Origin of the sequence: Streptomyces coacervatus, from assembly GCF_029223485.1 — a bacterium.
Taxonomy (GTDB): Bacteria; Actinomycetota; Actinomycetes; order Streptomycetales; family Streptomycetaceae; genus Streptomyces; species Streptomyces coacervatus.
The window spans coordinates 309,913-322,855 of the sequence record NZ_JARHTP010000009.1; the positions used below are offsets into that span (position 1 = coordinate 309,913).

Annotated in this window: 12 protein-coding genes; 7 read left to right on the forward strand and 5 right to left on the reverse strand. The window is 69.7% G+C overall.

Annotated elements, in window-relative coordinates:
• Positions 1-47: 47 nt before the first annotated feature.
• The 3 genes from P2Q00_RS23780 to P2Q00_RS23790 are packed head-to-tail and all read right to left on the reverse strand — an operon-like array spanning position 48 to position 5,151.
• Positions 48-458 (reverse strand): hypothetical protein, encoded by a 411-nt coding sequence (locus P2Q00_RS23780; protein ID WP_275774689.1) that lies wholly within the window; start codon positions 456-458, stop codon positions 48-50.
• A complete protein-coding gene (locus P2Q00_RS23785; protein WP_275774690.1) occupies positions 455-4,354 on the reverse strand; it encodes a site-specific integrase in 3,900 nt (1,299 codons plus the stop codon). The genes P2Q00_RS23780 and P2Q00_RS23785 overlap by 4 nt, the downstream gene beginning before the upstream one ends.
• Positions 4,351-5,151, reverse strand: coding sequence for a site-specific integrase (locus P2Q00_RS23790; protein ID WP_275774691.1), 801 nt, complete (start codon positions 5,149-5,151; stop codon positions 4,351-4,353). The genes P2Q00_RS23785 and P2Q00_RS23790 overlap by 4 nt, the downstream gene beginning before the upstream one ends.
• Positions 5,152-5,977: 826 nt before the next feature.
• Here P2Q00_RS23790 and P2Q00_RS23795 point away from each other — a divergent pair.
• On the forward strand, positions 5,978-6,235 hold the full coding sequence (locus P2Q00_RS23795) for a GNAT family N-acetyltransferase (RefSeq protein ID WP_275774819.1): 258 nt from the start codon (positions 5,978-5,980) through the stop codon (positions 6,233-6,235).
• 2 nt (positions 6,236-6,237) lie between these two features.
• Here P2Q00_RS23795 and P2Q00_RS23800 read toward each other — a convergent pair whose 3' ends face one another.
• Positions 6,238-6,630: a VOC family protein gene (locus P2Q00_RS23800; RefSeq protein WP_275774692.1), complete on the reverse strand. Its 393-nt coding sequence runs from the start codon at positions 6,628-6,630 to the stop codon at positions 6,238-6,240.
• A gap of 71 nt (positions 6,631-6,701) precedes the next feature.
• Here P2Q00_RS23800 and P2Q00_RS23805 point away from each other — a divergent pair, with 71 nt between their 5' ends.
• Complete coding sequence (locus P2Q00_RS23805; RefSeq protein ID WP_275774693.1) at positions 6,702-7,256, forward strand: GNAT family N-acetyltransferase; 555 nt, start codon at positions 6,702-6,704, stop codon at positions 7,254-7,256.
• Here P2Q00_RS23805 and P2Q00_RS23810 read toward each other — a convergent pair.
• Positions 7,246-7,929 carry a glycerophosphodiester phosphodiesterase gene (locus P2Q00_RS23810; protein WP_275774694.1) on the reverse strand — a complete coding sequence of 228 codons (684 nt, stop codon included), beginning with the start codon at positions 7,927-7,929 and terminating at the stop codon, positions 7,246-7,248. The two genes, P2Q00_RS23805 and P2Q00_RS23810, sit on opposite strands and share 11 nt — an antisense overlap.
• 396 nt (positions 7,930-8,325) lie before the next feature.
• Here P2Q00_RS23810 and P2Q00_RS23815 point away from each other — a divergent pair, with 396 nt between their 5' ends.
• The 5 genes from P2Q00_RS23815 (at position 8,326) to P2Q00_RS23835 (ending at position 12,940) form a co-directional block, all read left to right on the forward strand.
• A complete protein-coding gene (locus tag P2Q00_RS23815; protein ID WP_275774695.1) occupies positions 8,326-9,723 on the forward strand; it encodes a DUF6421 family protein in 1,398 nt (465 codons plus the stop codon).
• 50 nt (positions 9,724-9,773) lie between these two features.
• A complete protein-coding gene (locus P2Q00_RS23820) occupies positions 9,774-10,523 on the forward strand; it encodes an SDR family NAD(P)-dependent oxidoreductase (RefSeq protein ID WP_275774820.1) in 750 nt (249 codons plus the stop codon).
• The gene (locus P2Q00_RS23825; RefSeq protein WP_275774696.1) at positions 10,520-11,590 is read left to right on the forward strand and encodes a threonine aldolase family protein; all 1,071 of its coding nucleotides are present in this window, start codon (positions 10,520-10,522) and stop codon (positions 11,588-11,590) included. The genes P2Q00_RS23820 and P2Q00_RS23825 overlap by 4 nt, the downstream gene beginning before the upstream one ends.
• 75 nt (positions 11,591-11,665) lie before the next feature.
• Positions 11,666-12,238 (forward strand): transglutaminase domain-containing protein, encoded by a 573-nt coding sequence (locus P2Q00_RS23830; protein WP_275774697.1) that lies wholly within the window; start codon positions 11,666-11,668, stop codon positions 12,236-12,238.
• A 9-nt stretch (positions 12,239-12,247) separates the two neighbouring features.
• Complete coding sequence (locus P2Q00_RS23835; RefSeq protein WP_275774698.1) at positions 12,248-12,940, forward strand: B3/B4 domain-containing protein; 693 nt, start codon at positions 12,248-12,250, stop codon at positions 12,938-12,940.
• The last annotated feature ends 3 nt before the right edge of the window (positions 12,941-12,943 follow it).

Below are 12,943 nucleotides of genomic sequence, written 5' to 3' on the forward strand. Positions count from 1 at the left end.
ACGCCCAGCGACCTTATCCACGCCAGGCGCCAGCGGGGGTGTCGGATTCAGGACGGCCCGGGTGGCGCGGGCGTGCTGCGGCTGGGCAGTGGAAGAACGGTGCCGCCGCTGCGCAGTGCGTCGTTTTCGATGGCCAGCTGGCGGATCGCCTCCTCGTACAGAGCGAGAGTGCGGCGCAGGTCGGTGTTCCCCTTCCGCAGCCGGCTCAGGTTGGCTTCCGTACGTACGTCGGATCCGGAGGGTTCCGTCGGCGTCGCAGGCCGGGCCAGCGCCGGGATGCGGGGCCGGAAGTGCACGTCGATCAGGTCGGCGTAGCGCCGGTGGAAGGTAGCGTGCGGGATGTCCAGGAGCCGCTCGATCGCGGTCACGGTGGGGCGCCGTCCGCGGGCTGCGGCCTCGGCAAGGACGGTGTCGATGGCGGCTTTGACGGTCTCGGTGCCGGGCAGGGCGCGTTTCACTCGGCGGTCTCCGGGGTGTGGCGGGTGAGGAACGCGGCGGTGGCGCGGTGCTGTTCCTCAAGGCGGTGACGGACGTAGGGGGCGAGGCGGTCGCTGTCGGCGAGGGCGTCCTCCAGACGGGCGAAGTGACCGGTGAGGGCCTGCCGGTTGGCGGGCGTGAGAGCGGTGTTGCGGCAGACCAGCGGTTTGCAGTCGGCCATGACGGGCTGATCGGCGGGTCCCTCGGACATGCGGCACAGGGCACGGTCGGGGTTGTAGACGCAGGTGATGAAGGTGCCCGGGTACAGGCGGGTGTCGTGGCGGGCCAGGATGCGGCGCAGGCGGGCTTCGTCGGTGACGACCTGGCCGTCGAAGACGATGTGGCGGGCGAGCTCGGCGAGCCGGGCTTCGGCTTCCTCTCCGGCGGGGCCCGTCAGGGACGGCCGGTCGTCGTCGGCGCCCAGCTCGGCGAGGAACTGGCCGCGGGCGAAGGCTTCTTCGGCCTCGACCTCGTCGCGGAAGCCGGAGTCGCTGGTGCCGGCGTAACCCTCGAACATCTGGATGCGCTGGTGGCGGTATTGCAGGGCGCCGGCGATGGTGCCGCCGGGACGGCGGGCGATGAACCAGGCCAGGGTGCGGCGGAACTGCCGAGGCGTCAGTCGCAGCAGGCGTCCGTTGTCCTTGGGGATCGCATCCAGGCGTGAACGGGCAGCGCAGTAGGAGTTGATCCACTTGGCCAGTGCGGTGATGTCCTTGATGGTGGTGGCGCTGGTCCGCACGCGCCCGGCCACGTGGTGGCGTTGATGGTTGGCTGATTTGAGCGGGTGCGCGAACAGGTAGGGCTCGTCGGCGGGCTGGCAGCGTTCAAGGACAGCGACGGCTCGTGCGACGGGAGCGGTGACGACCCAGGTGGCAGCCGCGCCGTGGACGCCTTCGCCCTTGAAAGCCAGTCCGTGAAGCCGGTAGCGGTAGATGCAGCCGTCGGTGTCGCGTTGGGCGCTCACGCAGCCGCGCCACAGGTGTTTGATCTCGGAGTCGCGCAGGCCGGAGAGGTAGGCGATGACGATCCAGCAGGACACCTGCAGCAGCCGTTCGAACTGGCCGACGTCGTAGTAGGAGATCTGCTCCAGCCACCGCTGCCCGTCCACCTGCGCTTGACGAACGTGACGCAAGGGAGAGTCGGTGCCTGCGCCGAGGTCGCGGGCTGCTTCCTCGATCAGACGCCGAGGGCGGGCCTTTCTGAGCGGATATGACGGATGGCCTGCGAGCCGGGCCAGGTAGGCGAAGTTCGGGGAGCCCTCTCTGCCGCGCCGTCCGGTGGCCAGCCGGGCGGGTGCAGTGGGCAGCCGCTGTCGGCGCCGGCGGAAGTCGTCCAGTACGGCTTGCAGGGCCACGACCGGATCGGGGTGGGCAGGCGGGCGTGCGTCGATGCTGTCGCGCTCGACGCGGGCGGCGAGCACGTCGTCGGCGAAGTCGTCCACCCAGCGCAGCGCCCAGGTCAGCAAAGGCCCTATGACATGTTCGGGGATGCGGTCGGTGAGGTTCTCGTCGTACCGGCGCGGATTGGCGCGCGCCCATGCCTGCCACAGCGGCCGTCGCAGCGGGTCCTGCCCGAGGTGGTCGGCAAGGCGGGAGCGGTAGGCCCACAGCAATCGCACGGCGCGGCGGTGGCGATACACCCCGCTGACCGACAGCCGCAGCGACGTCAGCTCGGCGTGGTAGGCGTCCAGGTCATCGCCCGTCATCTGCGCCAGCGGGAGCCGGCGACCCTGTGCCCACAGCAGGAAGTGGCGTACGCAGGTGAAGTAGGCGCGGATACTGGAGATTGTGATCGGTTCTTCGCCGGGCGGGGTGTCCTCGATCAGCAGGGCGTAGAACAGGAGCTTGGCGGTGCCCCGGTGCGAGGGCGGGACCTGCGCGAAGTCGAGCCGGTGAGGCTTGCGGTCTGCGCGCAGCCATGCCGGCGTCAGCGTCCAAAGGTCATCGCCGTAGCGGGAGGTCTCTTCCAGCCGGGCCTCGGCGCGCAGCGGACGCGTGGCCAGGACCAGGGCGTCCTCGGGCACTGCGGCGCGGTGTGCGGGGGCTTGGGCCGCTCGCGTCATCACCACTGGGTGGGCCCTTCCAGAAGATCGAGCATCAGGTGGGGCTGCCTCTGCTGGGCCGCGGCGCGCTGGGCCGGGCTGAAGCGGGGCAGGATGTCGCGGGTGAGGATCTGCCAGGTCGTGCCGTACCGGGCTGTCCACTGCGCGGCATCCCGGCGCTGAAGGTCCTCGCGCAGGACCTCGGCCAGGGCAAGCAGGGCGGGCAAGTGGCGATCCATCACCAGGGCGTTGGGGCAACCGAAGCAGGTCAGGAACGACTGGCGGCATCGTCCACCGCCGGGTGCGTGCTCGATGTCCGTGCACGCACAGGCCAGCGTGTCGAGCTCGCCCCCTGCCGCCTGCTCGCGCACCTGATCGGGCACGGCAGCAGCCGATCCGCCACCGAGGCGGACGACGACCGCGCGGGCGCTCTCCTCCGCGTCGGTGATCGCCTCCGTGAGCACGTCGGCCGCCCACTCGGCGACGAACGGGTCCTTGCGCAGGTAGTGGGTGAAGGAGGTGTCCCGCCGTGTTCGTCACCCGCGCGGACGGAAGATGCCCTCCGACCTGCTTCGCCGTGCGTACCTCGACGGTCTTCTTGATGCGCGTCACCATCATCTGCAGCGGCTTGCCGTCGTCGCCGACCAGGCCGTGGCGCTCGGCCCACGCCCCGAGCTTCAGCTTGCGGGCCAGCTCGGCATCGAAGGGCCCGATGTGCCCGCCGGTGGCGGCATTCAGGACACCGCCTCGACCGTTGCCCGCCCAGATCGACCACACCGACCCGGTCCCGGAAAACGCCCGGCTGCGGCCCATCAACCGGTGCAGCAGCAGGTAGAAGCTGCCCATCGTCCGCAACGGGCGGTCCTCATCGACGCTCCAGTGCACCGTCGTGCGGGAGTTGGCCTTGCCCCGGCGGCGCTTGGTCAGCGTGACCGCCACCGCGCGCTCCTCCAACATCCGGTGCTCGGCGGGCAGTTCCTTCAGTGTCTCCGGGTTACGGCCGCTCAGCCCGGCCGCGTAGATGAGCAGCGGGGCAAGGTCCGGATCGACCACGAACAGCTGCTTCGCCTGGGCGTAGCAGGCCGCCGGGTACTCGCCCACCGTCAGCCCGCGGTAGTCGACCTGGACCCGGCCCGTAGCCGCCATCGCCGCCAGCCGCACCCCCTGTTCCCGCTCAGCCACCGACAGGCTTTCGTCGTTGTCGAGGAAACGCCCCAGCAGCTTCTCGCCCGCCATGATCCGGTCGCGGACGGCGGCCACGTCGGAGCGGGCGGCGGCCATGACGGCCTGGAACTCGCGATCGGAGTACCCCGGCCGCCCGGCCTGCTGGGCGCCCACGCCGTGCCCGGGCTGCCCGGCATAGTCCACCACAGCCCCGTCCAGCCGTTCCTGACCGGGCAGAACACGCACGATCCGCAGCAGATCCTGCAGGTTCCGGCGGGCGGACTTCTCCTCACACGTCTGCCTCCTCGACATCAGGTACCGCTCCAGGTGACGCACCCGCAGCCCCTCCACCCGCCGCGGCGGTTCCGCAAGCTGGTCCAGGAGCAGCAGGAACCGCTTGACCGTCTGCCACTGGCTGCTCGCCGCCCGCTGCGTGCGGCGCCCGCCGCCGGGTCCGATCCGCACCCCCAGCGCGTGCGCGAAATCCCGGTGCAATCCCGGCAGCGGCAACTCCTCGAACCGGAACACGCACTCGCGGCCGTCCTCACCGGTGAACCGCACCACCGGCGCCCCGCCGTCCTCGGGGAACTCCACGGTCGGAGGCGGCTCGTAGAAGCCGCCGGGAACAGCCGCGGCACGGCCGCGCCCCGAGCGGGGTGCCTCCTCGCTCACGCGACGACCTCCGACCGCTCGAGCCAGCCCTCGTCGCTGAAGCCCACCGGCTCCCAGGCCCCCTTCGGCACCAGTTCAAGCCGGGTACGCATCTCCAGCTCCTGCAAGGTGTGCAGATAGAGCGCCGTGGTCGTCGCCGACCGGTGACCGAGCCTGATCCGCACCCAGTTCAGCGGATCACCGAACACCCGCTGGTACGTCAGCCGCTGCTGCTCGTTCATCTCGCCCAGCGCCTGCAAATGGCCTCGACACAGCAACTCCAGCGTGATCACCGCGTACGAGTGCCGCAGCATGTGCGGCGTCGCCCCCACGTCTACGCCCTGGGCACGGCACCGTGCGTTGGCGTCGGCGAAGACCTGCTGCCACCCGGACATCGTCATCGGCAGGCCCCACTGGTTCAGCCACACCATCGCCGGCTCCCACCTGCCATCGGCCGTCGTCACCAGCAGCCGGCGCCGCTCCTCCGCATCCAGGCGGGCCACCGGCACCCACCGGCCACCCACCCGCCCCCGGGGCGCGGCCGGGTCCTCCACCAGCAGCGACCGGCGCGTCGGGTTGTAGAAGCCGCGCGAGCGCCCATAGTCGAGCATCTCGGCCCGGTCCCACTCCATGTAGTCGCGCACATCTCGCAGCACCGGCACCGGCCAGTACACCGCCCGGCCCGACCTCCCCTTGGAAATCGCGTGCGGCAGCACCGCTCGCGCGTTGACGATCCCTGACGCCGCAGGCGGCAGCTCCGGTAGATCGAACACCGTCAGCGCCGAGTGCTCGCACAACCGCAGCCCCGTACGGACCATCGAATCCGCGTACGCCGCGTTCCGCGCCGCCCACCTCCCACGGAACCCGCGCCTTGGCACCTCCTTCGAGTCGAAGCCGCATAGCCCGAACATTGCGCCAAAGCCGATACGACTTCGGTGGCAGCCACTTCACCTCTCGCCGTGGCCCCATGTGCGACGTCTCCGCTGGCACTTGCCGCACCATCGTGCCGCCAGCCCCGCCCCGCCACGGCGACCACACCGAAGCCGCGCGCTGACGGATCGGATTTGCCCTGACGAGGTCCTGCTCGATCGCCCACAGGTAGAACTGGTTGACCGTGGACACCTCCCGGTCCCAACTCGTGTCTTCCAAACGAGATCCACGCTCATCACGACGCCGCCACCACTCGTACGCCGCCCGGTCGTCCATGGACGCATCACGCCAGTCCCGCCTGCCTCGCGCGAACCACAGGAAGTCGAAGTACGTGCGCAGGTCCCGGGCATGGGCGGCCTGGGTGTTCCACGGCGAAGACGCCAGCCACACCGAGAAATACCGGTTCAGCGCCACGTCGTACACACCCGCCGGACTGATCAGGAACGGCTGCCCCTCGGGCACCCCCAGATCGTCCAACCCCTCACCGAGGTCGGCGAACAGGGCGCTGAACTCCCGCATGAACGGGGTCTTTTTCGCGCGGCCACGCCATGTCTCGACAGGTGAAATGCACTCGCCAACCGGTGATCGACATGACGCTGGACGATAGTCCGTGGACAGCTCAACAGCGCATAACAGAAGCTGGGGGAGTGCGGCACCCGCTTCACGGCCTACGCCGGCACCCGCGCCCTCGGCTTCATCGAGGTCGACACCTCCCTGGCCCGCCCCGAGCGCCAGGCCCGTGCGGCAGGCCTCGCCGACATCGGCAACCTGCACATCGACCCGTCCGCCCAGGGCAAGGGCCTGGAGCACCGGCTTCTGGCCGCGGCCGCGGACTGGCTGCGCCTGTGCGGGGCGGACCGCCTCCTCGCCTACGAGCGGGACGGCGACAAGACGGCGATCGACCTGCTGCTGGGCGCCGGCTTCCGGGAGCTGACCCGCACCGACCGCGGCTGGGAACACCGCCCCCGCTGACCTCAGATCCCCGGCCGGTACCGGATCGGATGGTCCGCCGGCACCTCCACCAGCACGATCCGGGTCCCGTCCGGATCCGCGATCCACATCTCGATCAGCCCCCACGGCTCCTTCACCGGCGCCCTGACGATCTCGACGCCCTTGGCGCACAGCTCCTCGTGGGCCGCGGCCACGTCCTCGACCTGCATCCACAACTGCACGGCGGGGGAGGGCGGGGTCTCGGACCGGCCCGAGACCTCAAGGAAGCCGCCGCCGAGGAAGTAGACGGTGCCGCGCTCCGGCCCCGTACCGAACTCGCGGTAGACGGCGAGGCCCAGCTGCTCGCCATAGAACGTGCGGGAGCGCTCGGGATCGCCCGGGTGGAGAAGGGTCCGGCTACTGAGAACGTGCACCATGCATCCGGAGCCTAATGGCGGCGATACTCTCGTCCGTGCCCGTGCCGCGCCCAGAAATCGGAGTAACGCCCATGGAGACCGCCGCCAACGGACTGACCTTCCGCGACGCCACCGACGCCGACGTCGACGCCCTGGTCGCGCTCATAGAGTCGGCGTACCGCGGCGACTCCAGCAGGGTCGGCTGGACCACCGAGGCGGACATCCTCCAAGGGCAGCGCACCGACCCGGAGGGCGTGCTCGCCGTCATCAAGTCGCCGGACAGCCGGCTGCTGACGGTCGAGCGGGACGGCGCCGTCGTCGCCTGCTGCCAGCTCGAACACCGCGGTGAGCACGCCTACTTCGGGATGTTCGCCGTCAGCCCGCAGCTGCAGGGCTCGGGCCTCGGCAAGGTGATCATCACGGAGGCGGAGCGCACGGCGCGCGATACCTGGGGCGTGCACGAGATGCACATGACCGTGATCTCCGTACGCAACGACCTCATCGCCTGGTACGAGCGCCGAGGCTACCGCCGTACGGGCCGGATGACCCCGTTCCCGTACGGCGACGAGCGCTTCGGCATTCCGCAGCGCGACGACCTGCAGTTCGAGCTCCTGGTCAAGGAGCTTGGACAACCGCTTACGCCGTGAAGCGGCCGGTGCGCTTGATCTCCGGGTAGTCGGTGGTCGCGCCGTCCAGCTGCAGCGCCCGTACCAGCCGCAGGTGGTCCTGCGTGTTCACCACCCAGCCGATGATCCGCAGGTCCGCCTTGCGGGCCTGCTCCACGACCTCCAGGGTGAGGCGGCGGATATTGAGGCAGACGGTCGCGGCACCGGCTTCGACGGCGCGTTCCACGATGTCGGTGCCATAGCGGCTGCCGATCAGCGCGGTCCGTACGCCGGGCACCAGGCGGGTGATCTCGGCGATCGCCTCGTCGTGGAACGAGGACACCTCGACCCGGGAGATCAGGTCCCGTTTGAGCATGACCTCGGCCAGCGCCCGCGCCGCCGCGATGTCCTTGATCTCCGCCTGCAGCGGGACCCGCACGGCTTCGAGGACCTCCTCGAAGACCGGGACGCGCTCCCCGCGGCCCGCGTCCAGGGCGCGCAGCTCGGCGAGGGTCTTCTCGGCGATCGGGCCGGTGCCGTCGGTCGTGCGGTCCACGTCCGTGTCGTGCATGACGACGAGGGCGCCGTCCTTGCTCAGATGCAGATCGAGTTCGATCACGTCGAGGCCGGCCTGTTGGGCGGCGACGAAGGAACGGAGGGTGTTCTCGGGTTCGGTACCCATGACTCCGCGATGACCGATGGTAAGGAAGTTCAAGGTTCAACTCGCTTCCGTCGACGGCGGCTCGGCTCCGCGCGCGGACCGGAGCGGACGGCCGCGCGGGCAGAGCCGCAGCCTAACGGCCCCGCCCGGCGATGAACCCCTGCGTACACGGGGGATTGGCGTGCCGCCAGGGGCAGGCCTGGCCTGTACCCGCGAGGCGATCACCCTGGCGTGGGCGAGTCCTTTCGGGATTGACCCGTGGCCGGTTTCGGCGGTCGGGCCCCGGGGTAGCCGCGCGATACCCATATGTCTGCCGGATCGGTTTCCGGCAGGAAAAAGTTCGGTGACCATGGGAGTGCACAGGACAATCTTCCGATGATCCTCTTGCTGGGAGGAAGCTCGTATGTATACGGTCCTCCCTACGTGAGGTACTCCCGTGGAGGATGGGACATGACGGAGATTCTTGTGCAGGCGGCTTCGGGGGACCGGGTTCCTCCCGTGACCAGGGTGGTGGAGCACCCGGCATGGGCCGTGCTCAAGAATGCCGTGGAGCAGATCCGGCCATGGCAGTCCAAGGACGGGTCGATCGACCTCGACGCCGCGGGCGCACCCGAGCGCGCGGACGCCGAGGCGGCCGTACGGCGTGTCGTGGAGGCCGTCGAGGAGCTCTCCCCGCTGCTCCCGCACGACTGGGACTACCACGAGGCCCTGGCCAAGGACCTGCTCCGGTGGGCCGAGGGCGGCTTCCAGGTGCCCGACTTCCTCGACTCGCTGCTGGCCTTCCAGCCCGCCGCGAACCGCTCGGACGACCTGCAGCACCTGGTCGTCTTCCCGATGTACACGCAGAACGGCAACCCGGACCGCAATCTCGAGGCGGTCGTGCTGCGCATGGTCTGGCCCGACTGGCTGGCCGAGCTGGAGCGCACCCGCTACGACAACCCGCTGTTCTGCGGCATCAAGTTCGAGGACTTCACGGCCGGCTACGACACCAACTCCGCCGTCCTCTTCCCGGAGACCATCGCCGTGCGCGAGGCGCCGGAACGTTTCTCCTGGGGCGGCATCTTCTGCGACCGCGAGGCTGCACGCTTCCGTCGCGTGACCGACGCCGCCGTCGACATCCTGGGCCTGGAGCTGCCCGAGGACATCGCCGCGATGGTCCATGACCAGAAGCGCTGCGAGGAGGCCTTCGTGCTGTGGGACATGGTCCACGACCGCACCCACAGCCGCGGCGACCTGCCCTTCGACCCGTTCATGATCAAGCAGCGCCAGCCGTTCTGGATGTACGGCCTGGAGGAGCTGCGCTGCGACCTCACCGCCTTCAAGGAGGCCGTGAAGCTGGAGGCCGACGGCGTCCCGCAGGCCCGTGACGTGCAGTACGCGGTGCTGTTCGACCGGATGTTCCGCTTCCCGGTCACCGGCGAGCGCGTGCGCAACTACGACGGCCTCGGCGGCCAGCTCCTCTTCGCCTACCTGCACAAGCACGACGTCGTCCGCTGGACCGACAACAAGCTGTTCATCGACTGGCAGCGCGCCCCGCAGGTCACCAACCAGCTGTGCGCCGACATCGAGCAGCTCTACCGCGACGGCATCGACCGCCCCAAGCTGGTGCACTGGTTCGCCGCGTACGGGCTGGTCTCCACCTACCTCGCCCCGCACCCGGGCTCCCGCTGGGCCAAGGGCCCCGACGCCCTCGACCTGAGCCAGCCGCCGCGAAAGCTCGTCGATGACGTGCTTCCGGACGAGTTTCCCCTGAGCATGTTCTATGAGGCCCTCTCCAAGAAGCTGAAGAACGTGATCGCCGCCACGAAGGGCATCACGGCGGAGAGTGCCGAGCGAGTCGCCGCGTGAGCGACCGCGAGCACGAAGACAAGGCGCACGCTGCTCAGGAGGCGAAGAACATGGCCGGCAACGGAGCTCTCAGCGGTGCGGTGATCGCGGTGGCGGGCGCGGGCGGACCCGCCGGGCGCGCGGCACTGATCCGGCTCGCGGAGGCGGGCGCGACCGTCGTCGCCGCGGACAACGATCCCGAGCGACTCGCGGAGGCCGTGGACGCGGCCCGGTATGCGTCCGGCGGTGCCACCGTCACCGGTGAGCCCGTCGATCTGCTGGACCTGGAGTCCACCCAGGAGTGGGCCACGCACATCGAGAAGGAGTTCGGCCGGGTCGACGGCCTGGTCCACCTCGTCGGCGGCTGGCGCGGCAGCGAGACGTTCATCAAGACCAGTCTCGACGACTGGGACTTCCTGGAGCTGCTGCTCATCCGCACTGTGCAGCACACCTCCCTCGCCTTCAGCGAGGCGCTGCAGCGCAGTGAGCGCGGCCGCTACGTCCTGATCAGCGCGGCGGGCGCGTCGAATCCGACCGCCGGCAACGCCGCGTACTCCGCGGCCAAGGCCGCCGCCGAGGCGTGGACGCTGGCCATGGCCGACTTCTTCCGCAAGGCGGGAGGCGCCGAGGGGCCGACGTCGGCGGCTGCGATCCTGGTGGTCAAGGCGTTGGTGCACGACGCGATGCGCGCCGAGCGACCCAATGCGAAGTTCGCGGGCTTCACGGACGTCAAGGACCTGGCCGAGGCCATCACCGACGTCTGGAGCAAGACCGCCGCCGAAGTGAACGGAAAGCGTCTGTGGCTGACCGAGAAGCCGTGAACCCCCCGAGGACCGACGCGCGTCGCCATCACGACCCGGAGGTCCGCGGCTTCGCCAGCGACAACTACGCCGGGGCCCACCCGGAGGTGCTCGCCGCCCTGGCCCTGGCCAACGGCGGGCACCAGGTCGCGTACGGCGAGGACGACTACACCGACAACCTCCAGAGCATCATCCGCAGCCACTTCGGTGCCACGGCGGAGGCCTTCCCGGTCTTCAACGGCACCGGCGCCAACGTCGTCGCACTCCAGGCGGTCACCGACCGCTGGGGCGCGGTGATCTGCGCCGAGAGCGCGCACATCAACGTCGACGAGGGCGGCGCCCCCGAGCGCATGGGCGGTCTGAAGCTGCTCACCGTGCCCACCCCCGACGGCAAGCTCACCCCGGAACTGATCGACAGGCAGGCGTACGGCTGGGACGACGAGCACCGCGCGATGCCGCAGGTCGTGTCGATCACCCAGAGCACGGAGCTCGGCACGCTCTACACGCCGGACGAGATCCGCGCCATCTGTGACCACGCCCATGCGCACGGCATGAAGGTGCACCTGGACGGCTCCCGGATAGCCAACGCGGCCGCGTCCCTGAACGTCCCGATGCGGACGTTCACCAACGCGGTCGGCGTCGACATCCTCTCCCTGGGCGGGACGAAGAACGGCGCACTGTTCGGCGAGGCGGTCGTCGTCATCAACCAGGACGCCGTCAGCCACATGAAGCACCTGCGCAAGCTGTCGATGCAGCTCGCCTCCAAGATGCGTTTCGTGTCGGTGCAGTTGGAGGCCCTGCTCGCCAAGGACCTCTGGCTGCGCAACGCCCGCCACTCCAACGAGATGGCCCAGCGCCTGGCCGAGGGCGTGCACGCCGTGCACGGCGTGGAGATCCTGTACCCGGTACAGGCCAACGGGGTGTTCGCCAAGCTCCCGCACGCCGTGAGCGAGCGCCTGCAGCAGCGGTTCCGGTTCTACTTCTGGGACGAGGCCGAGGGCGTCGTGCGCTGGATGTGTGCGTTCGACACGACCGAGGAGGACGTGGACGCGTTCGTGGGGGCGCTGAAGGAGGAGATGGCACGGTAGCCGGCTCTGCATAGATATGCGATCGCTCGTAAAGTCATTGACTGGCGGGTGATCGCATTCCTATGCTCTGCGGACATGGAGCTCATCCAGAACACCCCAGACCTGTCCGCATACTTGGCCGCCGACGAGGTCATCGACCATGACCACCCGCTGGTGCGGGAGACCGCGGCTCGGCTCGCCAGGAAGGCGGTGGACTCGTATGCCTATGCGCGGCTGGCCTTCGAGTTCGTGCGCGACACGATCCCGCACTCGCAGGACTCCGGCGATATGCGGGTCACCTGGCGCGCCTCCGACGTCCTCGATCAGGGCACGGGCATCTGTTACGCCAAGGCGCACGCGCTGGCGGCCCTGCTGCGGGCCGAGGACATCCCGACCGCGCTCTGCTATCAGAAGTTCGACGTGGTGCACGGCCTGGTTGCCGTGCGCTTCAACGGCGCCTGGCATCGGCAGGATCCGCGGGGCAACAAGCCGGGCGTGGACGCGCAGTTCTCCCTCGACGGCGAGCGACTGGCCTTCGTGCCCGACCCGGAGTTCAATGAGCTGGACTATCCAGTCCTGTATGCTGAACCGCATCCCACCGTACTGAGTGTTCTCCAGGCCGCTCCCGACCGGCCGTACCTCTGGAAGACCCTCCCCACCGCACTCTGAGGCAAGGCGATGACTCTCTCCCTGACCGTGTCCGACGAGGTCCGCGCCCTCGCACCCGGCTTCACCCATGTCGCGATCGAGGCTGAGGGACTGGTCAACGGGCCCAGTACGCAGGAGAGTTCGGCGCTCCTGGATGACGCGGCCCGCCGTCTTGCGCTGCGCCTGGACGGGCGCGCCCCGCACGAGGACCCGCACATGGCGGCCTGGCGCGAGACCTATACGGCGTTCGGCTCCAAGCCCTCGCGCACCCGCAACTCGGCCGAGGCGCTGGCGAAGAGGGCTCTGTCGGACGTCGGACTGCCTCGCATCAATCTGCTCGTCGACCTCTACAACGCCATCAGCGTGGCCCATCTGATCCCCGTCGGAGGCGAGGACGCCGACCGGATCCAGGGCGGCATGCGGCTCGTACGGGCCACCGGCGACGAGGACTTCGTGACCGTGGCCGGCGGCGAGGAGGTCGTCGAGCACCCCGACGCGGGCGAGGTGGTGTGGCGCGACGAGGCGGGCGTGACCTGCCGCCGCTGGAACTGGCGCCAGGGCCCGCGCACCCGCCTCACCGAACAGACGCGCTCGGGCATCTTCCTGCTGGAGAGCCTGGCGCCGATGCCCGTCGCCGAGGTCGAGCAGGCGGGGGCCGAACTCGCCGAGCTGCTGGAGAAGTTCAGCCCCGGGGCACGGATCACCGTCCACGCCCTGGAGTGACGA

Bases quoted from the DNA above. Each gene is read 5' to 3' on its own strand.
- P2Q00_RS23790 (WP_275774691.1), bottom strand. From the start codon at position 5,151: ATGGTCCGTACGGGGCTGCGGTTGTGCGAGCACTCGGCGCTGACGGTG.
- P2Q00_RS23800 (WP_275774692.1), bottom strand. From the start codon at position 6,630: ATGGTGCACGTTCTCAGTAGCCGGACCCTTCTCCACCCGGGCGATCCC.
- P2Q00_RS23805 (WP_275774693.1), top strand. From the start codon at position 6,702: ATGGAGACCGCCGCCAACGGACTGACCTTCCGCGACGCCACCGACGCC.
- P2Q00_RS23815 (WP_275774695.1), top strand. From the start codon at position 8,326: ATGACGGAGATTCTTGTGCAGGCGGCTTCGGGGGACCGGGTTCCTCCC.
- P2Q00_RS23820 (WP_275774820.1), top strand. From the start codon at position 9,774: ATGGCCGGCAACGGAGCTCTCAGCGGTGCGGTGATCGCGGTGGCGGGC.
- P2Q00_RS23830 (WP_275774697.1), top strand. From the start codon at position 11,666: ATGGAGCTCATCCAGAACACCCCAGACCTGTCCGCATACTTGGCCGCC.
- P2Q00_RS23835 (WP_275774698.1), top strand. From the start codon at position 12,248: ATGACTCTCTCCCTGACCGTGTCCGACGAGGTCCGCGCCCTCGCACCC.